At 47.8% G+C, this 26,611-nt stretch carries 24 protein-coding genes and 2 tRNA genes; 5 read left to right on the forward strand and 21 right to left on the reverse strand.

The features are described 5' to 3' along the window. Positions 1 to 120 precede the first annotated feature (120 nt). The 9 genes from V8Q34_RS26310 to tsaE form a co-directional block, all read right to left on the reverse strand. Positions 121 to 209 (reverse strand) — tRNA-Ser (locus tag V8Q34_RS26310). A 98-nt stretch (positions 210 to 307) separates the two neighbouring features. Then, positions 308 to 393, reverse strand: a tRNA-Ser gene (locus tag V8Q34_RS26315). A 55-nt stretch (positions 394 to 448) separates the two neighbouring features. Beyond that, a complete protein-coding gene (gene ispD, locus V8Q34_RS26320) occupies positions 449 to 1,150 on the reverse strand; it encodes a 2-C-methyl-D-erythritol 4-phosphate cytidylyltransferase (protein WP_033140711.1) in 702 nt (233 codons plus the stop codon). Beyond that, positions 1,150 to 2,181 carry a tRNA (adenosine(37)-N6)-threonylcarbamoyltransferase complex transferase subunit TsaD gene (gene tsaD, locus V8Q34_RS26325; protein ID WP_033140712.1) on the reverse strand — a complete coding sequence of 344 codons (1,032 nt, stop codon included), beginning with the start codon at positions 2,179 to 2,181 and terminating at the stop codon, positions 1,150 to 1,152. The genes ispD and tsaD overlap by 1 nt, the downstream gene beginning before the upstream one ends. Before the next feature lie 48 nt (positions 2,182 to 2,229). Next, positions 2,230 to 3,144 carry a ribonuclease Z gene (locus V8Q34_RS26330; protein ID WP_335836597.1) on the reverse strand — a complete coding sequence of 305 codons (915 nt, stop codon included), beginning with the start codon at positions 3,142 to 3,144 and terminating at the stop codon, positions 2,230 to 2,232. 69 nt (positions 3,145 to 3,213) lie between these two features. Further along, positions 3,214 to 3,462 carry a hypothetical protein gene (locus V8Q34_RS26335; RefSeq protein WP_033140714.1) on the reverse strand — a complete coding sequence of 83 codons (249 nt, stop codon included), beginning with the start codon at positions 3,460 to 3,462 and terminating at the stop codon, positions 3,214 to 3,216. 135 nt (positions 3,463 to 3,597) lie between these two features. After that, positions 3,598 to 4,032 (reverse strand): ribosomal protein S18-alanine N-acetyltransferase, encoded by a 435-nt coding sequence (gene rimI / locus V8Q34_RS26340; protein ID WP_033140715.1) that lies wholly within the window; start codon positions 4,030 to 4,032, stop codon positions 3,598 to 3,600. Then, positions 4,019 to 4,747, reverse strand: a complete 729-nt coding sequence (tsaB, locus tag V8Q34_RS26345; protein ID WP_244807320.1) for a tRNA (adenosine(37)-N6)-threonylcarbamoyltransferase complex dimerization subunit type 1 TsaB — start codon at positions 4,745 to 4,747, stop codon at positions 4,019 to 4,021. The genes rimI and tsaB overlap by 14 nt, the downstream gene beginning before the upstream one ends. Positions 4,748 to 4,762: 15 nt before the next feature. Next, positions 4,763 to 5,197 (reverse strand): tRNA (adenosine(37)-N6)-threonylcarbamoyltransferase complex ATPase subunit type 1 TsaE, encoded by a 435-nt coding sequence (gene tsaE, locus V8Q34_RS26350; protein ID WP_033140717.1) that lies wholly within the window; start codon positions 5,195 to 5,197, stop codon positions 4,763 to 4,765. 467 nt (positions 5,198 to 5,664) lie between these two features. Between tsaE and V8Q34_RS26355 the strand changes: the two genes are divergently transcribed. Continuing rightward, a complete protein-coding gene (locus V8Q34_RS26355) occupies positions 5,665 to 6,183 on the forward strand; it encodes a peptidylprolyl isomerase (RefSeq protein ID WP_033140719.1) in 519 nt (172 codons plus the stop codon). A gap of 59 nt (positions 6,184 to 6,242) precedes the next feature. Here the strand turns inward: V8Q34_RS26355 and V8Q34_RS26360 are convergent, their stop codons facing one another. Further along, positions 6,243 to 6,899 carry a YigZ family protein gene (locus V8Q34_RS26360; protein WP_033140720.1) on the reverse strand — a complete coding sequence of 219 codons (657 nt, stop codon included), beginning with the start codon at positions 6,897 to 6,899 and terminating at the stop codon, positions 6,243 to 6,245. 301 nt (positions 6,900 to 7,200) lie between these two features. On the opposite strand from V8Q34_RS26360, the gene V8Q34_RS26365 reads away from it, so the two are divergent. Further along, positions 7,201 to 9,819 carry a PBP1A family penicillin-binding protein gene (locus V8Q34_RS26365; protein ID WP_033140721.1) on the forward strand — a complete coding sequence of 873 codons (2,619 nt, stop codon included), beginning with the start codon at positions 7,201 to 7,203 and terminating at the stop codon, positions 9,817 to 9,819. A gap of 60 nt (positions 9,820 to 9,879) precedes the next feature. On the opposite strand, the gene V8Q34_RS26370 is transcribed toward V8Q34_RS26365, so the two are convergent. The 4 genes from V8Q34_RS26370 to ftsH all read right to left on the reverse strand — a co-directional run bounded on the left by V8Q34_RS26370 (position 9,880) and on the right by ftsH (position 15,952). Beyond that, positions 9,880 to 10,821, reverse strand: coding sequence for an ROK family glucokinase (locus V8Q34_RS26370; protein WP_103731797.1), 942 nt, complete (start codon positions 10,819 to 10,821; stop codon positions 9,880 to 9,882). After that, the gene (gene hprK / locus V8Q34_RS26375; RefSeq protein WP_033140723.1) at positions 10,821 to 11,765 is read right to left on the reverse strand and encodes an HPr(Ser) kinase/phosphatase; all 945 of its coding nucleotides are present in this window, start codon (positions 11,763 to 11,765) and stop codon (positions 10,821 to 10,823) included. The genes V8Q34_RS26370 and hprK overlap by 1 nt, the downstream gene beginning before the upstream one ends. 77 nt (positions 11,766 to 11,842) lie before the next feature. Beyond that, positions 11,843 to 13,720, reverse strand: a complete 1,878-nt coding sequence (gene uvrC / locus V8Q34_RS26380; RefSeq protein WP_033140724.1) for an excinuclease ABC subunit UvrC — start codon at positions 13,718 to 13,720, stop codon at positions 11,843 to 11,845. A 132-nt stretch (positions 13,721 to 13,852) separates the two neighbouring features. Continuing rightward, on the reverse strand, positions 13,853 to 15,952 hold the full coding sequence (ftsH, locus tag V8Q34_RS26385; RefSeq protein WP_335836598.1) for an ATP-dependent zinc metalloprotease FtsH: 2,100 nt from the start codon (positions 15,950 to 15,952) through the stop codon (positions 13,853 to 13,855). Positions 15,953 to 16,194: 242 nt separating this feature from the next. Here ftsH and V8Q34_RS26390 point away from each other — a divergent pair, with 242 nt between their 5' ends. Further along, on the forward strand, positions 16,195 to 17,670 hold the full coding sequence (locus tag V8Q34_RS26390; protein WP_335836599.1) for a DUF1846 domain-containing protein: 1,476 nt from the start codon (positions 16,195 to 16,197) through the stop codon (positions 17,668 to 17,670). A 67-nt stretch (positions 17,671 to 17,737) separates the two neighbouring features. Here the strand turns inward: V8Q34_RS26390 and galE are convergent, their stop codons facing one another. From galE to V8Q34_RS26405, 3 genes are all read right to left on the reverse strand, one after another. After that, a complete protein-coding gene (galE, locus tag V8Q34_RS26395) occupies positions 17,738 to 18,754 on the reverse strand; it encodes a UDP-glucose 4-epimerase GalE (protein ID WP_033140727.1) in 1,017 nt (338 codons plus the stop codon). A gap of 98 nt (positions 18,755 to 18,852) precedes the next feature. Further along, the gene (locus V8Q34_RS26400; protein WP_033140728.1) at positions 18,853 to 19,959 is read right to left on the reverse strand and encodes a phosphotransferase; all 1,107 of its coding nucleotides are present in this window, start codon (positions 19,957 to 19,959) and stop codon (positions 18,853 to 18,855) included. Positions 19,960 to 19,962: 3 nt separating this feature from the next. Continuing rightward, complete coding sequence (locus V8Q34_RS26405; RefSeq protein ID WP_103731803.1) at positions 19,963 to 20,886, reverse strand: nucleotidyltransferase family protein; 924 nt, start codon at positions 20,884 to 20,886, stop codon at positions 19,963 to 19,965. A 499-nt stretch (positions 20,887 to 21,385) separates the two neighbouring features. On the opposite strand from V8Q34_RS26405, the gene V8Q34_RS26410 reads away from it, so the two are divergent. Then, positions 21,386 to 22,282, forward strand: coding sequence for a helix-turn-helix transcriptional regulator (locus V8Q34_RS26410; RefSeq protein ID WP_033140729.1), 897 nt, complete (start codon positions 21,386 to 21,388; stop codon positions 22,280 to 22,282). A gap of 108 nt (positions 22,283 to 22,390) precedes the next feature. Continuing rightward, positions 22,391 to 23,119 (forward strand): glucosamine-6-phosphate deaminase, encoded by a 729-nt coding sequence (gene nagB, locus V8Q34_RS26415; protein ID WP_033140730.1) that lies wholly within the window; start codon positions 22,391 to 22,393, stop codon positions 23,117 to 23,119. A gap of 215 nt (positions 23,120 to 23,334) precedes the next feature. Here nagB and V8Q34_RS26420 read toward each other — a convergent pair whose 3' ends face one another. From V8Q34_RS26420 to V8Q34_RS26435, 4 genes are read right to left on the reverse strand one after another with little or no spacing between them, the layout of a single operon-like run. Further along, positions 23,335 to 24,609, reverse strand: coding sequence for an ABC transporter permease (locus V8Q34_RS26420; RefSeq protein ID WP_317430474.1), 1,275 nt, complete (start codon positions 24,607 to 24,609; stop codon positions 23,335 to 23,337). After that, entirely contained in the window at positions 24,606 to 25,502 is an 897-nt protein-coding gene (locus V8Q34_RS26425; RefSeq protein ID WP_033140732.1) for an ABC transporter ATP-binding protein, read from the reverse strand. The genes V8Q34_RS26420 and V8Q34_RS26425 overlap by 4 nt, the downstream gene beginning before the upstream one ends. A gap of 24 nt (positions 25,503 to 25,526) precedes the next feature. Further along, the gene (locus tag V8Q34_RS26430) at positions 25,527 to 26,273 is read right to left on the reverse strand and encodes a DUF3169 family protein (protein ID WP_033140733.1); all 747 of its coding nucleotides are present in this window, start codon (positions 26,271 to 26,273) and stop codon (positions 25,527 to 25,529) included. Continuing rightward, positions 26,266 to 26,478: a helix-turn-helix transcriptional regulator gene (locus V8Q34_RS26435; RefSeq protein WP_033140734.1), complete on the reverse strand. Its 213-nt coding sequence runs from the start codon at positions 26,476 to 26,478 to the stop codon at positions 26,266 to 26,268. The genes V8Q34_RS26430 and V8Q34_RS26435 overlap by 8 nt, the downstream gene beginning before the upstream one ends. Positions 26,479 to 26,611: the final 133 nt, after the last annotated feature.

Here is a 26,611-nt window from a genome sequence, read left to right on the forward strand (position 1 = left end):
TATTTTTTATAGAAGTTTTTTCTTCTGTCGGATGTTGCCGTTTTCGCGACAGCTATAATAGATTATCACATCTTCTGTCGTTTGTCAACAACTTTTTTCTCTTATTTTTCTAAGAGAAAACGGAGAAGGAGGGATTTGAACCCTCGCGCCGCTATTAACGACCTACTCCCTTTCCAGGGGAGCCCCTTCAGCCGCTTGGGTACTTCTCCAGGCTGAATCAATCAAATATTCATTTATATATCCAAAAGCATCATAACCAATCTTGAACTCACCCCTCTGGTTCGTTCTCGATATTTGCTTTCGGGAACGGAGAGAGTGGGATTCGAACCCACGCGCCCTTGCGGACAAACGGTTTTCAAGACCGCCTCGTTATGACCACTTCGATATCTCTCCATATCTATCACTCGGTCAGCGACAAGTGGTATCTTATCACTTATGTCGGAAGTTGTCAATAGATTTTTTGAATTTTTTCCAAAATTTTCTCTGCGACAAGAATATCCTCCGGCGTGGTGATTTTTATGTTCTCATAGGAACCCTCTACCAGCTTGATTTTCATGTTTCCAAAGCGCTCCATTACCATGGCATCATCCGTGATATCCGCCATATTCTGCTGCCGCGCCCTCTCATAAGCTTCCCGAATTGCAGTGTATGAAAAAATCTGCGGCGTCTGAATGTTCCACACCAGGCTTCTGCTGGGTGTAGACGCCACCATTCCGTTCTCATCTGCGATTTTGATGGTATCTTTTGAAGGCATACCGATGACACAGGCACCACTGGCAAGAACTGCTTCTTTCCCCCTTCTGATCATATCTTCTGTCAAAAAGGGTCTTGCCCCATCGTGTATAAATACATAATCGCTGTCCTCACAGGCGCACAGTCCCGCATAGACAGAATCATAGCGTTCTCTGCCGCCGGCGATCACTGCCTTCACTTTAGAAAAACCATATGCTTCTATAATTTCCTGTTTACAGAAATTTATACTGTCTTTTCCTGTAACAACAATAATTTCTTCAATTTCCCTGCTGTTCTGGAAACAGGACAGGCTGTAATACAGGACCGGTTTCCCCTTAATTAGAAGAAACTGCTTCTGTACTTTACTGTTCATTCTCTTTCCCTGGCCTGCTGCCAGCACAATTGCGGTGGATTTCATCAGCGCTCTCCTAACCTCAGATTTGGAATCGCATTCAAGTCAAGACCGTGTCTGGTTCCTTTTTGATATTCATAATAAGCTGCCACTCCTATCATTGCGGCATTGTCTGTGCAGAAAATAGGAGACGGATGATAAAAACCAATGTTATGTTTTCTGCAGGCTTCCTCCATGGCTGTGCGAAGGCCGCTGTTTGAAGCCACCCCTCCTGCGATTGCCAGTTTGTCTATCTTATAGTCTTTTGCTGCTGCGATAGCATGTTCCACAAGCACTTCCACAACACAACGCTGAAAAGAGGCCGCAACATCTGCCGCCACAATCTCTTCGCCCTGCATTCTGCATTTATTCAAATGATTCAGCACTGCTGATTTGACACCACTGAAACTGAAATCATATGGCGCCTCGTCCACTTTCGCCTTAGGAAAATCAAAGGCATAGGCATTTCCCTCTTTGGAAAGCCTGTCTATCTTCGGTCCGCCCGGATAACCAAGCCCAATGGCTCTTGCCACTTTATCAAATGCCTCACCTGCGGCGTCATCTCTTGTCCTGCCCAGGATTTCAAACTCCCCGTAATCTTTCACGATCACAAGATGGGTATGTCCTCCGGAAACCACCAGGCACAAAAACGGCGGTTCCAGATCCGGATGTTCAATATAATTCGCTGAAATATGCCCCTCTATGTGGTGCACACCTACAAGCGGAATGTCTTTTGCAAAACTGATGGCTTTTGCCTCAGCCACCCCTACAAGCAGCGCGCCTACAAGACCCGGTCCGTATGTGACGCCTATGGCATCTAAATCGTCCAGGGTCACGTCCGCCTCTTTTAACGCTTCCTCAATGACCTGGTTAATTTTTTCAATGTGTTTTCTGGAGGCTATTTCAGGAACAACTCCTCCGTATAATTTGTGCAGCTCTATTTGGGACGATATGATATTGGATAATATGGTCCTGCCGTTTTTCACCACAGAGGCGGCAGTCTCGTCACAGGAGCTTTCTATTGCAAGGATCAGTACATCCTCATTTTTCTTCTCCATTTTACATTCTCCTTTTTCACAAAACTCACCGGCAATGCCCGGGATGCCTTATGATTCTTCCTCAAACTGCAGTTCCACGGACTGCCTGTCCCGGGCTGCAATCGTATTGGGAAATACTTTCGCGGCTTCGGGGAGAGCCTCCTCCGGGCGTACAAGGGATGGGCTGTAGTGTGTGAGCCACAGCTCTTTTACCTGCGCTTCTTTTGCCAGAAGTGCTGCTTCCCTGAAAGTCATATGCTTGTGAGCTTTGGCCTTCTCCTCTTTATCCTGCTCTCCGTACATGCCCTCGCAGATAAACAGATCGGAGTCTTTGGCATGTTCCGCAATGGATTTTACAGGACGGGTATCTGTGGTATAGGTCAGTTTGATTCCTTTTCTTGCAGGGCCTAAAACCATATCAGGCGTATATGTTTTACCGTCTGCTTCAACAATCTGCCCTTTCTGAAGCGGGTTCCAGCACTGCAGCGGAATCCCCTGTTCTTTTGCACGGGCAGCGTCAAATTTGCCGCCCCTCTTAATTTCAATAGAGTATCCATAGCAGGTTACATTGTGATTCACACGGAATGCCGTGATATGGTATCCACAGACTTCCATCTGTTCCTCCGGCTGTGTCAGTTCTATATATTGTATGTCAAAGGGAAGTTCAGGAGCGATCACGCGCAGAGCCTGAACAACACGTACCAGCCCTTTGGGGCCAATCAGTGTCAGCGGTTCTGTCCGCTCTGCATTTCCCATGGTCAAAAGGAGTCCCGGAAGCCCGCTGATATGGTCAGCGTGATAATGTGTAAAACAGATCACATCGATCGGCTTGAAACTCCATCCTTTCTCTTTTACTGCGACCTGTGTGCCTTCGCCGCAATCTATCATAAAATTACTGCCGTTATAGCGGGTCATAAGTGAGGTGAGTTTCCGCCTTGGGAGCGGCATCATGCCTCCTGTGCCCAACAGACAAACATCCAGCATCTGTCATTTCCTCATTTCTCTTCATTTCTTTGTTGACTGCGCTTCTATCTTAGCACACATTTTTTTCCACTACAACAATTCCTTTTCAATTTTCTCATCAACAGGTATGGCAAACCCGCGGATAATTTCATCATAGCAGTCTTCACACAGGTCAAACTGGTGGCGCTGTGTATCCTTTTTTGAGAAATATCCCCAGGCTATGTCAACAGGGAGTACCCCTTCCATGGCTATACCGTTTTCCACGTGCAGTTTTTTCCCGCAGCGGTTGCAGTATAGCTCTGTGAGCATGCCCGTTTCCTTTTTTTCGTATTTTCGCATAGTCTTTATCCTCCTGCCTTGAGCTTGTACGCCAGATTCTTTCTCTTCCTTGTCTATTCTCTGTCATTATACAGAAAATGTGTGTAAAAGCCCAGTGGGAAACAGTTGCAGATATAGAAAAAGATAGCAGTTCTGCTATCTTTTGCACATTACGACAGCGTGTTCTGTGGGCGCCTCGTAGAAATTTTTTCTCAATCCTGCTTCCTCAAACCCGCAGGAACGATACAGGGAAATCGCTCTTTCGTTGCTCTGGCGTACTTCCAGATAGAAGGAGGAGACCCCTGCTTTCCTGCCGGCCTCCAGAAGTGCCTCTACAAGCTGTCTTCCTATATGCTGTCCCCAGCAGGAAGATTTCACGGAGACATTGGTGATCTCACCTTCATCCAGAGCTGTCCACATACCTGCATAGCCTGTGACAACGCCGTCAAGTTCTGCCACGAAGTAAACAGCACTTACAGACTGCACTGCATCCAGAAAGCCGGATGCCTTCCACGGGCGTGAAAAATTTTCCGCCTCAATCTGTGCGGCTGCCGCTGTGTCTTCGGGGCGCATATCTCTAATGATCAGCATTTTCTTCTTTTGCAAGGCGGGCTGCGCGTTCTCTCTCAGCCTGTGATACTCTGAGGTAATCGGGCTGATGGTCAGCAGCGTCCTCCATTTTCCCTTCTTTATAGTAGATTTGGGCAAGCGCTGCCACAGCGGCTGCTCTCTGTTTGTTTATATGAGCCGGGGCAAAGGAATAGGGGACATGGCAGGTCTCCTCTATAAGCTCTCTGTATACAGGTACGCCGTCGCCCAGGAAAATGACGGATTTTCCGGTTCGGTTCAGCTCCTCTATAAGCTCTGTCATAGGGACAGCGTCCTGGGGTTTCAAAATTTTTAAGGCGTGGTTATCAAAACAATAGATGCCTGTGTAGACCTGTTTTCTCCTGGCGTCCATGATGGGGCAGATCAGAGTATCAGGGGCTGTGTCGTACAAGTTGTAGGCAAGGGCGTCTACGGTCGGGATGCCTATGAGGGGTTTGTCCAGGGCAAGGCCCAGACCTTTGGCTGTTGCGGAGCCGATTCTGAGGCCGGTGAAGGAACCGGGGCCGGCGGCTACTGCTATGGCATCAATGGAATTTAAATCCAGGGATATGGCTTTTTTTACTTCGTCCAGCATGGGAAGCAGGGTCTGGGAATGGGTTTTCTTGTAGTTCATTGTGTATTCCGCTACCAGTATATCGTCTTCCACCACGGCAACGGATGCTACCAGGCCGGAACTGTCTAGGGCTAAGATTTTCATTGTTCTTTCATCTCCTTATTCATTTAAACCTTCTATGGTTATTTTGCGGTAATCAAAACCTTTGGATGGGTCTTTTTCTATGGTGATTTTTATGACATCCGGGGGAAGAAGTTCCTCGATCAGCTCTGCCCATTCGATGAGGCAGATGCCTTCACCGAAAAAGTAATCGTCGTATCCGATCTCTTCCATCTCCTCGATGTCACCGATGCGGTAGACGTCGAAATGGTAGAAGGGGAGGCGGCCGCTTTCGTATATTTGGACAATGGTGAAGGTGGGGCTGTTGACGGGTTCTTCTATGCCGAGGCCTTTGGCTACGCCCTGGGTGAAGACGGTTTTGCCGGTGCCCAGGTCGCCGTTTAGGGTGTAGATTTGGCCGGGGGTGGCTTTTTGGGCGATGGATTGGCCCAGGTTAAATGTTTCTTTTGGGGTGGTGGTTTCTATTGTTTTCATTTGGTGGGTGGCTCCTTTTTTTGTGTGAGAAGGGGACTGGGAAGCCGTTGGGAGGGGCCGGGCGTGTGATGGGGGGAGCGAAGCGTTGCGCTTGGGCAGAAGCTAACCTGCTCCCAGTCACTAAATTCGTCAGCAGAGGCTTCCTCATTAAGTGTCTGGGGCAGGTGGATCTTTTGCCCGCTCCACTATACATCGCTCCCCCCATCACACGCCCGGCCCCTCCCAACGGCTTCCCCTGGTGTTCTCAGGCGGTAGGTTTGAATGTTGAAGGTAATGGTTTCGTGGAGCTGTAGTTATTGCGGAAATTTAATATATAACATAGATTGTCTCGCTTATCTTTCTGTAAAGATACTATAAGTTATAATATAATATAATCTTTTGCGCCACAAGTGTAAAAAAGAAATTTCTTGCACCTTTTATTTTTAGAGATTATAATAGAGAAAAATGTTTAAAAGGAGATTTTTGATATGGCTAATCCTATTGTTACGATTACTATGGCAGATGGGGGCGTGATCAAGGCGGAATTGTATCCGGATGTTGCGCCGAATACTGTGAATAATTTTATTAGTTTGGTAAAGAAGGGTTTTTATGATGGACTGGTGTTTCATCGGGTGATTCGTGGATTTATGATTCAGGGTGGCTGTCCGCAGGGAAATGGAATGGGTGGTCCAGGATATTCTATTAAGGGAGAGTTCAGCGGAAATGGAGTTGAAAACAATCTGAAGCATGATGCCGGCGTTTTGTCTATGGCGCGCGCTATGGATCCAAACTCTGCCGGAAGCCAGTTCTTTATTATGCATGAGAATGCTCCGCATCTGGACGGGCAGTATGCTGCTTTCGGTAAGGTGACGGAAGGAATGGATGTGGTGAACGCTATCGCTGAAGTCCGGACAGATTACAGTGATCGTCCCATGGAGCCGCAGACGATTCAGAGTATGACTGTGGAAACTTTTGGCGAGGAGTACGCTGAGCCTGAGAAATTTTAAGAAGTAAAAGAAGTACCCTGTCTGCGCCGGATTGATTCCGGACTGCAGACAGGGTATTTTTAATCTTCAAAGGTGAGGTATTCGCCGTCCAGAGAGGCATAATAGAGTTCTTTTAGATCTGTGATGGAGGCACGGGCGCTGGTGGCTTCTGTCACGGCTTTTTTTACTGCATTCTCTTCGGACTTGGGGACCAGGACCTGGAGCTTTACATCCTCGGTGTACCGGGAATCCGTGATGGGGATGCCGCGCTGGCCGAAAAGGTATTGAAGTTTGCCGACACCGTTGTAGTCTGTGCCGATTTCCAGGAGAATGCCGTGGTGTTTTGTGATGATGCGGCTGCAGGCCAAACCTTCCTGGACGGCTTTTGAATAAGCTCGGACAAGGCCGCCGGTTCCCAACAGTGTGCCGCCAAAATACCGGGTGACGACTACGGCTGTATTGTAGAGATCCTCGCCTAAAAGGACGTCCAGCATGGGTTTGCCGGCTGTACCTGAAGGCTCTCCGTCATCGCTGCAGCGCATGGTTTCTTTGCGCTCGCCTATGACATAGGCATAGCAGTTGTGGGTGGCATTCCAGTATTTTTTGCGCATTTCTTCTATGAAGCTTAAGGCTTCCTCCTCGGTTTTTACCAGTCTTACGGTGGCGATGAAACGTGATTTTTTCTCAATAATTTCTCCCTCGCCGCCCTCGTAAATCGTGTTGTATTGTTCCAGCATGGGGGTCCTCCTTTTCCTGCATGGGGCAGAATTTTGTCTGGGATTATCATATCACAAATCGGAACATGCGGGTAGTGGCTGATAAAAATGTATTTTTAAAGTTATAACATTTCTCTTAAATTCCATTAAATTTATAAGTTCTACTTTATTTCGCTATGCCATTTTGCTATAATAGGGACGTATACTGCTTATATTGCCCTCTTATCTTTACCGGAAAACAGAATGGACAGGCCATTGTTCGGCCGTATTTTGTATAGACGGTATGGGTATGGTATATAATCAGGAAAAGGAGGCAAACTACATGAATTTTGGAAAACGTGCGACTGACAAGAAGCGCAACTCGCTTTCCTCCCGCTCCACTATGATGGGGAAGAAAGCACACGTTTCTTTTATACGCATCATTTTCATTTCCCTGATTGCCATTATGGTAATCGGCGGCTGCGTAGGTTTTGGTGCCTTCAAGGGACTGCTGGATAATGCGCCGGATATTGAGGACGTTAATATTATGCCAATCGGTTCAGCAACCTTTGTCTATGATTCTGACGGCAATCAGCTTCAGAAACTGACAGCACCTAATTCCAACCGTATGCCGGTCACTATTGATAAAATTCCTCTGGATCTGCAGCATGCAGTAGTCGCCATTGAGGACGAACGTTTTTATGAACACAATGGTATTGATTTGCGCGGTATTGTCCGTGCGGGGGTAAAGGGTATCACCAGTGGTTTTCATTTCTCAGAGGGTGCCAGTACCATTACACAGCAGCTTCTGAAAAACAATGTATTCAAAGACTGGACCAATGAGTCTGTGGTAGAGCGTTTCAAACGTAAATTCCAGGAACAGTACCTGGCTATCCAGCTTGAAAAACAGCTGAAGGATAAGGACAAGATTCTGGAAAGCTATCTGAATACGATCAACCTGGGCAATGGCAATTATGGTGTACAGGCCGCCGCACACGGCTATTTCAATAAGGACGTCAGTGAACTGACGCTCTCAGAATCCACAGTGATCGCTGGTATCAGCCAGAACCCCACGCGTTTCAACCCGGCAGTGAACCCGGAGGAAAATGCAAAAAGGCGTAAAGATGTCCTGGAACATATGCTGGACCAGGGTTATATCACCAAGGAACAATATGATGAATGTCTGGCAGACAATGTCTATGACCGGATCCAGGCAGTGGAATCCGAATCCTCTGAGGAGGACGATACTTATTCCTACTTCATTGACGAGCTGACAAGACAGGTGATCGACGATCTGATGACACAGAAGGGTTATTCCGAACAGCAGGCCTACAATGCCCTGTACAGCGGCGGTCTGCGTATCTATACAACACAGGACCCGCAGGTTCAGCAGATCTGCGATGAGGAATACGGCAATCCGGAAAACTTCCCTGCAGGTACGCAGGTGGGGCTTGATTACGCACTGACTATCGCGCATCCGGATGGAACAGAAGAAAATTTCAGTAAGGAAATGATGACCTCTTATTTCAAGGAGCAGGACCCGAACTTTTCTCTTCTCTTTGACAGCCAGGAACAGGCAGAATCCTATATAGAAACCTTTAAAGCAGCCAAGACCGAAGATGGAAGCACCGTCATTGCGGAGCAGAAGTATTTTACGCCTCAGCCTCAGTCTTCCATGTGCATTATGGATCAGCACACAGGATATGTGAAAGCCATCGTGGGAGGACGCGGTGAAAAGGCCACCAGTTTATCGCTGAACAGAGCAACCAGAACGGTAAGGCAGCCCGGTTCTACTTTTAAGATTGTTTCCACTTATGCACCGGCGCTGAACGAATGCGGCAAGACACTGGCAACCGTCTATGACGATGAATATTATGAATATGTAAACGGCAAACCGGTAAACAACTGGCTGACAGGCAGCTTTGGCGGCCCTACCACCATCCGGGAAGCCATCGTTAATTCTGTCAACGTTGTGGCAGTAAAATGTATCACAGATGTAACCCCTCAGCTTGCTTATGAATATCTGCTGAAATTCGGCTTTTCCACCATTGTGGACACCATGACTGTGGATGGAAAGGTGTACTCTGATATCGGACAGCCTACCGCTCTGGGCGGTATCACAAGGGGTGTCAGCAATCTGGAACTGACCGCTGCCTATGCGGCGATCGCCAATAACGGAACTTATATCAAGCCTATGTTCTACACCAAGATTCTGGATGAGGACGGCAATGTCTTCCTTGACAACACACCGGAGAAGACAAAAGTCATCAAACCCAGCACCGCCTATCTGCTCACAAGCGCTATGGAGGATGTTGTGGACCACGGTACCGGTACCAGGCTTCAGCTTAACAACATGCATGTTGCCGGTAAGACAGGTACCACAGAGGGTTATAATGACCTTTGGTTTGCAGGCTATACACCGTATTACACCTGCACAGTCTGGTCAGGATATGATGACAACACGAAACTGCCTTCCGGCGATTACAGAACCTATCATCAGGATTTATGGCGCAAGGTCATGCAGAGGCTTCACGAGGACAAGACAGATACAGACTTCAAGATGCCGGCAACCGTAGAAAAAACTACCGTCTGCAGTGAGACAGGACTTCTTCCCAATTATGCCTGCCCTACTATCACGGAGTATTTTGAAACAGATGAAATTCCGAAGAAGCGGTGTAATGTACACTCCAATAAAGTATACACGCCGCCTGCAGAGGAAAGCAATGAGCCTTCCGATACACCGACGGATACGCCAACAGACAACAACGGCAATCCGCCGACGGATAACAACGGCGGCACACCAACGGATAATCCCGATGACACACCGACAGATAACCCCGGAGGCGACACACCTACGGACAATCCTGATACGCCCGATACTCCGGATACACCGGATAACCCGGACACACCGGCTCCCCCTGAGGGAGGCGGCGAGGACCCCGGCGGCGGCGAGACAGAATAACGCATAAAAAAAAGCATTTCCAACCTAATCCGATTGGAAATGCTTTTTTATTCCCTTTTATTATTTGCTGAGGATCAATTTCGCTGCGCCATAGATTCCCGCATCATTGCCCAGAGTCGCAAGTTTGATCTTTGTATCCTTGCAGGCTGTAAATGCATACTGTCTGAAATACTTTTCAACACAGTCGATCAGGACCTGTCCGGCCTTGGAAACCCCGCCGCCGATCACGATCACATCCGGGTCAGCCACACAGGAGAAGATAGCCAGTGCATTGCCCAGATAGCGTGCAAACTGATCTACCACTTTCGCTGCCAGCGCGTCTCCGTCCTTATAGGCATCGAACACATCCTTTGCTGTCACATTCTCCATACTGCGCAGTACGGATTCTTCCTGGCCGGAGGCCATGGCACGTCTCGCCAGTCTTGCGATTCCGGTTGCTGAAGCATACTGTTCCAGACACCCTTTGTTACCGCAGTTGCAAGCCTCCTCTTCCTCCATCTCCACAGATGCGTGTCCAATCTCGCCGCCGGCCCCGTGTGCGCCTGTGACCATTTTTTCATTGACAATGATACCGCCGCCTACACCGGTTCCCAGAGTGACCAAGATCAGGTTTTTAGAGCCCTGACCGCCGCCCTTCCACATCTCGCCCAGTGCTGCCACATTGGCGTCATTTCCGGCTTTTACCACAAGACCTGTCAGTTCTGCCAGTTCCTTTTCAATGTTTTTTCTGCCCCAGTGAAGATTTACCGCACAGGCGATCTCTCCGTTCTCATCTACCGGTCCGGGGATTCCGATTCCCACGCCGGCTACATCCTCTTTCGCGATTTTCTTCTCTTCCATCTTAGCCAGAATGGTTTTTGCTATATCAGGAAGGATCTCTTTCCCCTCGTTCTCCACGCGGGTCTTGATCTCCCACTTCTCTTCCACTGTGCCGTCTGTCTGAAACAGTGCACATTTTACGCTTGTTCCTCCCAGATCTATTCCAAAACACCATGCAGTCATCAGTCTTCGTCCTCCTCGTTTCTCTTCTTTGCCATATTCTCCTGTACACGGCGGTACAGCTCCTGTGCCGCATTATAGCCCATCTTTTTCTGTCTGTGATTAACAGCCGCGGATTCCACTATGACAGCAAGGTTTCTGCCCGGACGGATAGGGAGAGAATGGCATACGATTCTGTTGCCAAGAAATTCTGTATATTCCTCCTCCATACCCAGACGGTCATATTCTCTGTCCTTGTTCCACTCCTCCAGCTTGATGACAAGGTCAATAGACTGGGTGTTCTTCACGCTTTCCACACCGAACAGGGTCTTCACATCAATGATTCCGATGCCGCGCAGTTCGATAAAATGGCGGGTGATATCCGGCGCTGAACCTACCAGCGTCACATCACTGACACGACGGATCTCCACCACGTCATCACTGACAAGGCGATGTCCCCGCTTGATAAGCTCCAGAGCTGCCTCACTTTTTCCAATACCGCTCTCACCCATGATCAGCACACCTTCACCGTATACATCCACCAAAACACCGTGGATGGAAATACACGGCGCAAGCTGTACATTCAGCCAGCGGATGATCTCAGCCATAAATGTGGAGGTTGTCTGCTCTGTCACCAGAATGGGCACCTCGTATTTCATAGCCAGATCCAGCATATCTTCATCGGGCTCCGTCATGGTACTGAATATCACACAGGGAATCTGGCTGGAGACAAAACGCTCAAAAGCCTCTATTTTCTTCTCACGTCCAAGATGAAGCAGGTATGTGTACTCTACATATCCGATTATCTGTACCCGCTCATTCTCAAAATGCTCCAGATACCCTGTCAGCTGCAGTGCTGGACGGTTAATATCCGGTGTGGTGATTCTTTTTTTGGAAATATCAATATCCGGTGTCTTATTATACAGTCTTAGTTCCTGTATCAGCTTTTTCAGTTCTACACCTTTCATATGGCACGCTCTCCTTTTCATATTCTTCCTATTTAGTTTATCATAAGGCATTTGGAAGTTCAACAAGCCTGTCCAAACTATTCCTTTTTTTCTTGTTCCTCATGAAAAAAACGGTAAACAGCTTCCGCTGCCCGCTCATTCATGGAAGGAACTGCCTTTAACTCCTCAAGGGATGCCTCCCTCATCTTATCCGGCCCCTGGAACTGCTTCATAAGCGCCTTTCTTCTGGTCGGCCCAATACCGGGGATATCGTCCAGAATGGAATGTACCTGCCCTTTGCTTCTTAAGGATCGGTGGAATTCAATGGCAAAACGGTGGGCTTCATCCTGAATCCTGGTGATCAGTTTAAAACCTTCGCTGTCCCTGTCTATGGGAATCTCCTCATTGTTGAAATACAGACCTCTGGTCCTGTGCTTATCATCCTTTACCATACCGCAGACCGGAATCTGCAGGTTCAGTTTGTCCAGCACTTCCAGGGCAATATTGACCTGCCCCCTGCCGCCGTCCATCATGATCAGGTCCGGGAAACGTGTAAAACTGCCGAACTCCTCATCCAGATTTTCCTTTCTCCTGGCTTCCTGCTCATCCAGGCCGTGCACAAAACGCCGGGTCAGGACTTCTTCCATACTGGCATAGTCATTTGGTCCCTGCACAGATTTGATACGGAATTTTCGGTAATCGCTGCGTTTTGGCTTACCCTTCTCATAGACGATCATGGAACCTACAGACTGGAATCCGCTGATATTGGAAATATCATAGGCCTCTATCCGCTCCAATCCCGGCAGGGCCAGTTTGCCGGCAATCTCTTTCACAGCACCGATGGTTCTGCCCTCCTCACGCTTGATACGCTCCTTGTCCTGGCTGAGTACAAGCTCTGCGTTCCTCTGGGCCAGCTCCACCAGCTTTTCCTTGGTTCCTTTCTTCGGAATCCGTATGTGCACTTTCCTTCCCTTTCTCTTTTCCAGCCACTGAGTGATCACTTCGCGGTCCTCAATCTCCTCCTGGATCATGATTTCTTTTGGAATAAAGGGTGTTCCCGCATAGAACTGTTTCAGGAAGCTGGAAATGATCTGGGCCCGCTGGTCCTCCTTGGCAACTTTCAGGTAGAAATGATCCCTTCCTATGAGCTTGCCGCCGCGGATAAAGAATACCTGCGCCACTGCGTCCTCTCCATCCTGGGCAACCGCCACAACGTCCTTGTCCTCCCCATGCTGGTCTGTGATCTTCTGCCTCTCCCCGATCCGCTTTACACTCTGTATCAGATCCCTGTACTGGGCAGCATCCTCAAAATTCATCTCCTGGGAGGCTGCCAGCATCTTTTCTTCCAGTTCTTTTAAGATTTCCCTGTGGTTTCCGTTGAGGAAATCCAGCAGCTTATCCACCTTTTTCCTGTATTCTTCCTTTGAAATATATCCCTGGCAGGGCGCGTCACACTGATGGATCTGGTGATAGAGACAGGGGCGCTCCTTACCGATATCCTTGGGAAGATTTCTGCTGCATGTTCTGAGGCGGTAGAGCTTTGTGGTAAGCTCCACCACATCTTTCACCGCCATTGCGCTGGAGTAGGGGCCGTAATAGCGGGATTTATCTTTTTTCACTCTGCGGACGATCTGTATCCTGGGATAATCCTCCCCCACAGTGACTTTGATAAAGGGATACGTCTTGTCATCCTTCAATAGAATGTTGTATTTTGGTGTGTGTTCTTTTATGAGGTTGCACTCCAGGACCAGAGCCTCCAGCTCGGAATCTGTGATGATATATTCAAATCTGGCGATCTGCTCCACCATCTGTTCCTTACGGATTCCCAGATTACGGCTGCCCTGAAAATACTGGCGCACCCTGTTTTTCAGGCTGATGGCCTTGCCCACATAGATAATGGTGTCGTCAGCATCGTGCATGATATAGACACCGGGCCTGGCCGGCAGCTTTTTCAGTTCTTCCTCTATGTTAAACATGTATTCCTCCTCACAGCTTCCGGTTGTAAAAATATCTGTCTGCCCGGAAATATTAAAGAAAAAGAAGTTACCGCCATGCGATAACTTCCTTTATTCTATCATATCCTCCTGTTAAAAGGAACAGGTGTACGATTATTTTTTTTCTTCCTCTTCCGCTGTGCTTCCTGACACGGTGTGAATCACGGGATTCTGCTCGGGTTCCGAAACTGCGGGAGCTGCTGTCCCGTTCTCCGCATCCATCGGCCCGTTTATCGCCGGGGCTGCCGGAGCTGCTGCATCTCCTGCTGTCCCATTCTGCGCATCTGCCGGTACGTTCATCGCTGGGGCTGCTGAAGATCCGTCTTTTTCAGCAATACGTTTCTTCTCCTCCGGCTCCTTGATTCCCTTGATCTCCCTGAAAATCTTCATGAACTCTTTGCCTGTGATCGTCTCACGCTGGATCAGGAAATCAGCGATCTTATCAAGCGCTTCCCTGTTGGCACTGAGCAGGCGTTTCGCCTCATCGTAGGAAACCTTCAGAAGCTTCATCACTTCATGGTCAATCTCTGTTGCTGTTGCATCGCCGCAGTTTAACACCGCGCGGCCGTCCAGGTACTGGCTCTGGGTATCTGCAAGTCCCATAAGACCGAAACGGTCAGACATGCCGTACTGGGTTATCATGGCACGGGCCACTTTTGTAGCCTGTTCAATATCGTTGGCGGCACCTGTAGTCACAGTGTCAAACACGATCTCCTCTGCCGCACGGCCGCCCAGATATCCGACCAGCATGGCTTCCAGCTCTTTTCTGGTATTCAGGAATTTCTCTTCCTCCGGCACATGCATGACATACCCCAGTGCACCCATGGTACGCGGTACAATGGTGATCTTCTGAACCGGTTCGGAGTCCTTCTGGAGCGCGCTCACAAGAGCATGGCCCACTTCATGGTAAGAGACGATCTTGCGCTCCTCTGCGCTTAAGATCCTGTCTTTCTTCTCTTTACCTACCAGTACTACCTCCACGGCTTCCAGCAGGTCCTTCTGGGAAACTGCCTTTCTGCCGTTCTTGACAGCCAGGATAGCTGCCTCATTGATCATATTCGCCAAGTCAGATCCTACAGCTCCTGACGTTGCAAGGGCAATCGCCTCCAGATCCACGGTCTCATCCAGAGAGACGCTTTTTGCATGTACTTTGAGAATATTTACCCTGCCCTTCAGATCAGGCCTGTCTACGATAACGCGTCTGTCAAAACGTCCCGGACGCAGAAGTGCCGGGTCCAATACTTCCGGCCTGTTGGTTGCCGCAAGGATCAGAAGACCTTTTGATGTATCAAATCCATCCATCTCAGCCAGAAGCTGGTTCAATGTCTGTTCACGCTCATCATTGCCGCCGAATCTGGTATCACGTGTCTTTCCGATGGCATCGACCTCATCAATAAAGATGATACACGGGGCATTTTTCTTGGCTTCCTCAAACAGATCCCGCACACGGGAGGCACCCACACCTACGAACATTTCCACAAAGTCCGAACCGGACAGGGAGAAAAACGGAACATGGGCTTCTCCGGCCACTGCCTTGGCAAGCAGCGTCTTACCGGTTCCCGGAGGGCCTACCAGCAGGGCACCTTTGGGCAGCTTGGCACCAATGGCCGTGTATTTCCCCGGATTGTGAAGGAAATCAACCACCTCCTGGAGAGATTCCTTGGCCTCATCCTGGCCTGCCACATCCCGGAAGGTGACTCCGGTCTCTTTCTGCACATAGGCTTTGGCCTTGCTCTTGCCGACGCCGCCCATCATACCGCCGCCTTTATTCATCCGGCGGAACATAAAGCTGAACAGGGCAACCATCAAAACAACCGGTATCAAAATACTCAGCAGGCTGTATATCAGCTCTCCTGCTATGTTGGGCTGCTCCTTGTCAAAACTTTTAACACCTGCTTTTTCAAGACGTTTGGTAAGTTCACTCAAATCCTCCATCAGTGTAACCGTCTTGGTCTGCGTTGCCATGCCAGTACCATGCTTCAGGGTAACTGTCAGAGTATCGGATTTCAGAACTACACTCTCTACTTCCCCTTTGTCCAGCATTGTGATAAATTCACTGTAATCAATTTTGCTGGTATCTTTTTTGCCTATATTTGTCATCATATTCATACAGAGCAGCATGACTATGATACAAATAAGGAGCACCAAAAGGGACTGCTTATTTTGAGGACTTTTTTTATTTGGGTCCTGGTTTCTATTTTGGTTTTGATCCATCTCTTTCCTCCTATTATTATCTCTTCTATTATACGGATTGGGGCTTGATAAATCAATAAGAAGATTGTGAAAAAGCCGACACATTTATAAAACTTTTGTTAATTTCCCTGTTATTCTGTGTAATCTGAACAAAATGATATATTTTTCCCTTAGCTACTGGAATTTCCTCTATCTTTTGTAGTATACTATGGAAGGCGACATCACATACCCCAATATTTTGTAGAATAGAGGCATAGAAAAAAATGAAAATCGGATTTGATAATGACAAGTATTTGTCCATGCAGTCAGAACACATCCGCCAGCGGATCAATCAGTTTGACAACAAACTGTATCTGGAATTCGGCGGAAAGCTTTTTGACGACTACCACGCATCCAGGGTTCTGCCCGGCTTTGCCCCTGACAGTAAGCTTCGCATGCTGATGCAGCTCAGCGATCACGCAGAGATCGTTATTGTTATCAGCGCCGGTGATATTGAGAAAAATAAAGTCCGCGGGGATTTAGGCATTACTTATGATATTGATGTGCTCCGCCTGATAGACGCCTTCAGAGGCAGAGGCTTTTATGTGGGAAGCGTTGTCATCACCCAGTATTCCGGGCAGAACAGCGCCAATAAATACAAAGACAAGCTGGAAAAACTGGGCATCAAAGTTTATCTGCACTATCCCATAGAAGGATACCCCAGCAATATTCCCCTCATCGTCAGTGATGAAGGCTACGGCAAAAACCAATACATTGAAACCACCAGACCCCTTGTGGTTGTCACAGCACCCGGTCCCGGAAGCGGAAAAATGGCCACCTGTCTGTCCCAGCTCTACCACGAGCACAAAAGAGGGGTCCATGCAGGCTATGCAAAATTCGAGACCTTCCCAATCTGGAATATCCCGCTGAAGCATCCGGTAAACCTGGCATACGAAGCGGCGACAGCAGACTTGAATGACGTAAATATGATTGACCCCTTCCATCTGGACGCTTACGGTGAAACTACGGTAAACTATAACCGAGATGTGGAGATTTTCCCTGTGCTGAGTGCAATCTTCGAGCGCATCTTCGGACAGTGCCCATATCAGTCCCCAACTGATATGGGTGTCAATATGGCAGGAAACTGTATCATTAACGACGAAGCCTGCAGGGAAGCCTCTAAACAGGAAATCATCCGCCGTTACTATCAGGCCATTGACGGCCAGGCTGAAGGGACCCGCACACAGGAGGAAGTTTTCAAGCTGGAACTTCTCATGAAACAGGCCCATATTTCCACAGAAGACCGCAAGGTCACATCAGCGGCTCTTTTAAGAGCCGAAGTGACAGGATTCCCTGCCGCTGCGCTGGAGCTGGAGGACGGCCGCATTATCACAGGAAAGACCTCCGATCTGCTGGGCGCCTCCGCTGCACTGCTGCTCAATACCTTAAAGGAGCTGGCAGAGATACCTCATGAGACCCATGTTATTTCCCCGGCCTCCATTGAGCCTATCCAGAAGCTGAAAACAGCCTATCTCGGAAGCAAGAATCCTCGCCTGCACACAGATGAGGTGCTTATCGCCCTTTCAAGCTCCGCTGCAACCAGCGATGTAGCTAAGAAAGCACTGGAACAGCTTCCAAAGCTGAAAGGCTGCCAGGTACATTCCTCTGTGATGCTGTCCGCTGTGGACAGGACTATTTTCCAGAAGCTGTCTGTGCAGCTTACCTGTGAACCGGTCTACGAACACAAAAGATTATATTAAAACCAAGCATAAAAACAGCACACCATATTCTGCATGGGGTGCTGTTTTTATATAAAAATCTTATTTTTTATTCCTCATAACCGTTCGGATTGTTTGACTGCCATTTCCAGGAATCCGCACACATTTCCTTGATCCCGAATTCCGCTTTCCATCCCAGTTCTTTTTCCGCTTTCTCTGCACTGGAATAGCAGGTGGCAATATCGCCTGCACGGCGGTCTTTGATCACATACGGGATTTTTACGCCGGTTGCTTCCTCAAAGTTTTTCACAATGTCGAGAACGCTGTAGCCGATGCCGGTTCCCAGATTGTAAACCTTCAGGCCTGCTTTCTCCTCAATCTTCTTCAGGGCTTTCACATGGCCCTTTGCCAGGTCTACCACATGTATGTAATCGCGCACGCCGGTTCCGTCCGGGGTGTCATAGTCATTGCCGAATACGCCCAGTTCTTTTAATTTACCCACAGCTACCTGTGTGATATATGGCATCAGGTTGTTAGGGATTCCGTTGGGGTTCTCTCCGATCATGCCGCTCTTATGGGCTCCGATGGGGTTGAAGTAACGCAGAAGCACTACATTCCATTCCGGATCAGCTTTCTGGATATCCATTAAGATCTGCTCCAGCATGGATTTTGTCCAGCCATAAGGGTTGGTGCACTGTCCTTTCGGACACTCTTCTGTGATAGGCACAAAAGCCGGGTCCCCGTATACGGTTGCGGAGGATGAGAAAATGATATTTTTTACGCCATGTTTTCTCATGACATCCACCAGAGTCAGGGTTCCTGCAATATTATTCTCATAATATTCCCAGGGTTTCTGTACAGATTCCCCTACAGCCTTCAGCCCTGCAAAATGGATACAGGAATCAATACTCTCTTTCTCGAAAACAGCATTCAGTGCATCCCTGTCAAGAATGTCTGCCTTATAAAAGGTAACCGGTTTGCCTGTGATCTTCTCCACTCTCTGTAAAGACTTCTCACTGGAGTTACTGAGGTTGTCCAGTACCACTACATCATATCCTGCAGTCTGCAGTTCCACTACCGTATGGCTTCCGATGTAACCAGCACCGCCTGTCACTAAAATTGCCATTTTACAACTCCTCCTTCTAACTATCCTGTTTTAAAACATATTTTCTGTTCATAACTACTTTAACACTTTTTTCCTGAAAAGAAAAGGAAAATTTTTCTCTACCTGTATTTATCTACAATGGCATTCATGGCTGAGAGCTTTTTCTCCATATCCGCAACCAGCTTGAACTGTGTACGGCACCGGTCCAGATTATGACCCTCCCGGTGTGTCTTGAAATAAATGTCCCCGTCCAGATAATCGGCCAGAAAGCGCATTCCGCATTCATATGTCATAACCATGGCGCCTATGGGCAGCATGTCCAGCTCCTTATCTGTCAGACTGCCTGCGCAGCCCTCCACAAATCCCTTTGTATACAGCTCAAACAATTCCATGTCACATGAGACTTTGGACAAATCCTTCTCATCCTCATCCGCAGTGCTGGCGCCGAAACGGATGGAATCCCCGAAATCATTGACTGCCAGTCCCGGCATTACCGTATCCAGGTCAATGACACAGATTGCCCTGCCTGTCTTATCATCTATCATAATATTGTTGAGCTTTGTATCATTGTGGGTCACTCGAAGAGGCAGCTTCTTCTCAGCCTGCAGCTCCCCCAGCACATGGGCCAGGTTCTCCCGCTCCAGCACAAACCGGATCTCCCTCTGCACGCTGCCGGCGTAACCGCAGGTATCACGTTCCACGGCCGCCTTAAAATCCTCAAGCCTGCTTGCCGTGTTGTGGAAATTTACGATCGTCTCGTGCAGGGTCTCTGCCGGATAATCCGACAGCATTCCCTGGAAATGCCCGAAAGCAACTGCACTCTGGTAGAAATCTTCTTTGTTCTCCACCTTGTCATAACAGCTTGCGCCCTCGATGAACAGATACGCTCTCCAGTAATCACCGGCACGGTCCAGATAATAAGGCCTTCCGTCCCTGGCATGGATAATGTTCAGGGTCTCCCTGTCGGCATCTCCGCCGTTTGCCAGAATCTTCTTCCTGAGCCAGGATGTGACACCCACAATATTCTCCATCAGCTCCACAGGTTTGTGGAAAATACTCTTATTCATCCTCTGGAGGATATATCTCCTCCTGCCCTGCTCCGTCTCAAATACCAGACGGAAGGTATCATTTATATGTCCGCTGCCGTATGGAATCTCCTCCACCAGCTTTCCCGGAAATGCAAAGTTCTCAATTACCTCTCTGCGTATCAGTTCCTCGCCGCTCACTTGTTATTCCTCCCAAAGTTTCTCCGGATAGAGGCCGCTTTCTTTTAATGTTCTGATGGCAGCAACTACCACCGGCTTATCCTCTTTATATGTAACACCGTACCATTTATCCATGGATTTGAGGACTTCCACTGTAGCCTTGTCTTCTGCCAGCAGCTCACCCACCACTGAGGGCAGGAAATACTCACACTTCATGGGATTGCTCTGCAGGTTTTTCTCAAGGAACAGGGGGAATCTGTCTCCAAGCTCTTTCAGTATGCTGGCTGTAAAGCCCCACATATTCATGGAAACCGTGCTTCCCTTTGGAATCTCTGTCCATGTTCTGCCTTCATCCTCTGTGTAAGCCGCTCCATCCGGCCGCTTCTCAATATGGGTCCTCTCATGGATTCCCACAAGATAATGGTTTTCGTCTGTCTCGCAGACGCCTCTTGCCACGTGTCCGTTCTCCGTGAGAGTATTCTCCAGCACATAGCCAACCATGGTATAACGGTATTTGTCATTGTCCTCATGTGTGGTCAGGTAATCATAGATCATCCGAAAGGCATGGGCACCGTAGTAATCATCTGCGTTGATGACTGCAAAAGGCGCATCCACCACGTCCATACAGCTAAGTACCGCGTGTCCGGTTCCCCAGGGTTTTACCCTGCCCTCGGGCACTGAAAATCCCTCCGGAATATTCTCCAGCTCCTGGAATACATATTCCACCTGGATATGTCTGCTCAGACGGTCACCGATCGCCTCACGGAAATCCTTCTCATTGGCTCTCTTTATTATAAATACTACCTTTTTAAATCCTGCCTTCACTGCGTCATAGATGGAAAAATCCATAATGATATGCCCCTGTTCGTCAATGGGGTCAATCTGTTTCAGGCCGCCGTAACGGCTTCCCATCCCTGCTGCCATAACTACTAATACCGGTTCTTTCATCTTCATTGCTCCTCCTTACGAATGCATTTTCCGGATGCAGGTTATCTCTTTGTTCCTGCCTGTTACCCATTATACTACACATCCTTTTTTTTCACCACATGTAAAAGCAATGGAAAGATACACTTTTTCAGTATACCATATTTGTACGATTGTTCTTTACACAATTTGATATGTTATTTATCTTAATAAATTCTTAAATTATATTTTTCTGCAGAAATCTACAATTTTTGACGATTTTTTTATGCATATAACACTATAAATAGAGTAAGCGCATCTAAATTTGACAAGTTATATTCTACAGGCAGACATAATATTTTTACTGGAAATGCAATCTGATTGTACAAATGCGGTTTTTGTTTTGACCTGGTGATATTTCTGATTATAGACAGCACCCCCTGCATTTCTTGCTGTTTTTTTTCCGTAATAGTCCAACTGACGAAACTGTATGGTTTTTCTGAAAAAGTTGTTTTATAATGTATTCATGCTATGGAGGTGTCTTATGCCGTTTGAAAGTCTTGAATTAAGAGAAGATATCAGTATCTCCAAAGTTGTCACCATACACTATTTTGAATATATGAGTGACTTTAGCTTTCCCGGTGAATCCCATAATTTCTGGGAATTTCTCTGCGTTGACAAGGGAGAGGTAGATATCATGGCAGGTGACCGGCCCCACACACTGAAAAGGGGACAGATCGCTTTCCACAAACCAAATGAATTCCACAGTCTGAAGGCCAATGGCCGGATCGCGCCAAACCTGGTGGTCATTTCATTTGAATGTAACTCTCCGGCTATGCAGTATTTTGAGGAACTGATCACAGATATCAGTGAGACAGCCCGCTATCTCATGGCCCAGATCATCTATGAGGCAAGACGATGCATCGCCACACCGCTTGATGACCCGTATACCACACATATGGAGCGGCTCCCGGAAGCTGCATTCGGTTCAGAACAGCTCATCAAGCTTTATCTGGAGCAGCTCCTCATACACCTTGTGAGAGAGCAGATGAAAGGCCGCAGCACAGCGCCTGCTGTTGTCAAATCCATCAAGCAGAAAAACGATGCCATCATTTATAAGCGGATCACCACTTACCTGGAAGAACATATCCGCGAACATCTGACCATTGACGAGATCTGCAGGGCAAACCTCATCGGGCGTTCCCAGCTTCAAAAACTTTTCCGGGAGCAGAACCAGTGCGGTGTCATTGAATATTTCTCACGGCTTAAAATCGAGCTGGCCAAACAGCTCATACGGGAGAACCATCACAATTTCACCCAGATATCAGACTTTCTCGGCTATACTTCCATCCATTATTTTTCCAGGCAGTTTAAAAAGCTTGCAGGCATGACCCCTTCCGAATATGCCTCATCCATCAAGCTGCTTGCCGAAAGGCCATAATTCTGAAACTTCTTTCAGAATTTTATCATTGTTTTACAAGACTATTCATATTATAATGAAGAAAAAGAGCACGGTTCAATGGGGGCTCGCAATAAAGGAGAATGTGTTATGAAAATCTACAGAACAAAAGACTACGATGAAATGAGCAAAAAGGCAGCACACATCATTGCTGCTCAGATTGTATTAAAACCTGACTGCGTTCTCGGTCTGGCTACCGGATCAACACCGGTGGGCACATATAAGAACCTGGTGGAATGGTATAAAAACGGAGATTTGGACTTCTCCACACTTTCCTCCTGCAATCTCGATGAATACAGAGGCTTAAGCCCGGAAAATGACCAGAGCTACCGTTACTTCATGAACACAAACCTGTTCGACCATGTAAATATCCGCAAGGACCACACCTTCGTGCCGGACGGACTGCAGGAGAACAGTGACCAGGCCTGCCAGATGTATGAGCAGATTATCCGTGACTTAGGCGGTATTGACCTGCAGCTTCTGGGCCTTGGCCACAACGGACACATCGGCTTCAACGAGCCAGCAGAGGACTTCCCGAAGATCACACATTGTGTTGACCTGACAGAGAGCACCATCCAGGCCAACAAGCGTTTCTTTGAAAAAGAATCCGACGTACCGAGACAGGCTTACACCATGGGAATCGGCACCATCATGAGCGCAAAGAAGATCCTTGTTGTGGTAAGCGGTGAGGACAAAGCGGAAATCCTGAACAAGATCATCAATGGACCTATCACACCCCAGGTTCCTGCATCCATTCTGCAGCTTCACCCGGATGTGACCATCGTTGCCGACAATGCAGCACTTTCCAAAGTAAAATAATCTGTAACTGTTCAGTCAGGTCAGCGCATTTACTGCGCTGACCGTGCAAAAGAGTAGTGGCGGCAGGTATTCGCCCCATCGCGAAGCGATTTTTAATGGGCGAATACCCGTAACTATTCAGCTGGCTGAATAGTTACAATAATCTTTGACCATCTCTTTTATTTTAAAAGAGGGAACAGCCATCTTGACTGCTCCCTCTTTTTTATCATATCCTTTTATCTCATTTTCAAAAGTTCTTTCATTTTCAGCTTGTTCCCATAATGCAGAACGGAGGCGCTGTACACTCTTATGGACACTGCTGCGATCACAAGGATAAAGATGAGCAGAAGTCCCATGGAGACTGCCAGATCCCCGGCTTTCATCCCTCCGGTCAGAAGAGTGAACGGCACAGAGAAGGGGGAGGAAAACGGCAGGTACATGGCAAACTTGGTAAGTCCGCTGCTTCCGCCTCCTGCAATAGCTGTGAAATACCCCAGATAAAAGCTTCCAAGGCTGATGAACATCACAGGCATCATGGCAGAATTCAAATCTTCCACTTTGCTCACAGCCGCGCCGCACACAGAGTTCATCACTGCGTACAGGGAATATCCGAGGACAAAATAAACCAGTAAGATCAACAGGGTGAACGGCGTAATACTTGAAAAATCAATGGGCACTCCGCCTATGTTAAAATTGGAAGGAACAAAAGCGGTATAACATATAAGGGCAAAGACAATGATCCCCACCATCTGAAGAAGTCCCAGTACACCCATTGCCAGACATTTTCCGATCAGGATCCTGGACGGCTTTGCAGAGACGACCAGGGTCTCCATCACACGTGATGTCTTCTCAGACGCCACGGACATAGCCACGCCGTATCCATAATAATATACTGCGAAAAACATGATAAATACCACAGCAAGACCCAGAATATAACCTGTAATGTCCATATCACCTGCTGCTTCCTCCGTGTATGGCAGGGAAATGGTGGACCTGGCTATGGTTTCACCGTCAACACCGCTCTCCTCCAGGATATTCTTCTGCCATATTTTATTACAGATATCCGATATTTTCTGGGAGCTTATGCCCTTCATGAAATTGGCATTCACCACACGGATATAGGGTAGACCGTCCTTCTCCTCAATGGAGATCAGAGAATTGTTCTCATTCTCCCTGATATCGCTGCGGATACCTTCCTCCTCTTCCTTTGCCGCTGTCTTAAAATTCCTGTCCGGATATACACTTTTCAGGGTATCCAGATTCTTCTCAAAAATCCCTGTCTGGTCAACCAGATAGCAGATGGCCGCGTCATCGCTTACAGCCGCCTGTTCTGCGGAATTTTCCGTACCGGTCTGTTCTTCCTCCCCGCTGCCCTTCACTGCGGAAATAATACGGGGGGCCAGACACAGGGCCAGCACCATGATCATAATGATCACGGTAGATACAATGAAGGCCTTCTTTCTGGCAGCCTCTTTTAAGGTATATGCAAATACGGTTGTTATCTGTCTCATTCTGTCTCCCCTGCCTTTCTGACAAAAATCTCCTGTAGAGATGGTTCCCTGATTTCAAATTTGTCGGGATAGATTCCCGCGTCCAGCATTCTCTTCAGAAATCTGTGTGCCATCTCATCTCCGTCAATTTTATACTCTGTCTCAGCGGCACGTTTTTCAAAGACCTGAAGGCCTTCCTCCTGTGCCATTCCATCCACATCTGCATTGACTGTGACGCATAGATTTGTATGCCCAAAGGCTGACTTTATCTCTTTTAAATTACCCTGCAGGATTGTTCTGCCACGGTTCAGGATCAGAAGATTCTTACAATATTCCTCCACAGTCTCCATCTGGTGGGTGCTCAGGATAATGTATTTCCCTTCGTCCACAAGCTCAGACACCAGATCCCTGAGCATCTTTCCGTTCACCGGGTCCAAACCCGAGAATGGTTCATCCAGAAAAACAAGCCTTGGGTTGTGGATGATCGCAGAGATGAGCTGGATCTTCTGCTGGTTTCCTTTTGAGAGCTTTTCGGCCGGCATGTTTTTATACTCCATAACCTCAAGGCGTTCCATATAGCCAAGAGCCGCCTTCTTCGCTGCTTCCCGCTTCATGCCCCGGAGCATGCCGAAATAGACAAGCTGTTCCAGAACCTTTGTCTTCATATAGATGCCGCGCTCCTCCGGCAGATAACCGAAAGCCAGCGTCTCCCTGTTAATTTTCCTGCCGTTCCACTGGGCTTTCCCCTCATCAGCTTCCATGATACCCAGTATTGTCCGGATCGTTGTGGTCTTTCCGGCTCCATTGGTTCCCAGAAGGCCAAATACCCCCGGTGTCTCCATGGAAAAAGACAGGTGGTCAACCGCGGTTTTTTCTCCGAACCGCTTCGTCAGATTTTCCACTACTAAACTCATATACTCCTCCTTGTTTCATACCTCTTAACGTTTCTTTTCATAGCTGCACATATATAGAACATTCTGGAACGTCCAGATAATTCCCAGTATAAGAAATGGCAGTACGCCAATGTCTACCGCAACAGTCAGCATCAGCATAAAAATAAAGATTCCTGTGTACAGAACAAAGGAATTTTTGTAGACAATATAGGCCGCTTCATACATCCTGGCCTTTTCCTGTTCATCACAGCTTCCGACCCAATCCCGGTTAAAATGAAGGGAAAGGGCATTTCCTTTTTTCTCAGGGTTCATTTTCTTGGTCTGCTCCACCAGCAGATGCTCTGAAAAAGCACACCACAGACTGTACAGTACAAACAGCGTTGACATGACTACAATGTTGGGCAGACTCTGTGCTCTGTGAAACGCATAGACAATGTTAACGCCGCTCAGCACCATTGTGATGGTAGCACAGCATGTTATGATTCCCTGACAGCGGTTGTTGTACTTTTCTATCTGTTCCGCTATCTCGTCATCCTCTCCATCCCAGTCCCGGCATTTCTTTCTGACACTCATAACCATATATATATTGGCAATACTGCCCAAAATGGACATAAGTACGATCAGATAAAAGGCGCCCCTGCCAATGACACTTTCCAAAAACCTGCCCAATTCCTCCACATCCCTGCCGTGATCGCCGATGACTAAAGCTCCGACACCGCCGAAGAGACCACTGACCAGAATGATTATCATAAATTCCAGATATCCTTTTTTCTCTTTTCTATTCCTATTCATTCCCGTCCTCCACATACCAAAAAATATCCTCCACAGACGCTCCGCATTCTTTGGCTATTTTAAGCGCCAGCGTAACAGACGGAGAGTAATCTCCACGCTCGATCAGGCTGATGGTCTGCCGGGATGCTCCGACACGCCGCCCCATTTCCTGCTGGTTGATATCCAGTTTTGCCCTGTATTCTTTCAGGCGGTTGTGCAACGACATTCCCACCCCTCCTTTATGACAAAATCCTTTGTCATTTTGACAACTTTTCTTGTCATTGATTATAGCACCTGACAAAGATAGTTGTCAACCGGATATATAAAAAAACGGTGATGCCGCTGTTATATGGCAGAAG

The sequence above is a fragment of the Blautia sp. JLR.GB0024 genome, from assembly GCF_037000545.1.
GTDB classification, from domain to species: domain Bacteria; phylum Bacillota; class Clostridia; order Lachnospirales; family Lachnospiraceae; genus Blautia; species Blautia celeris.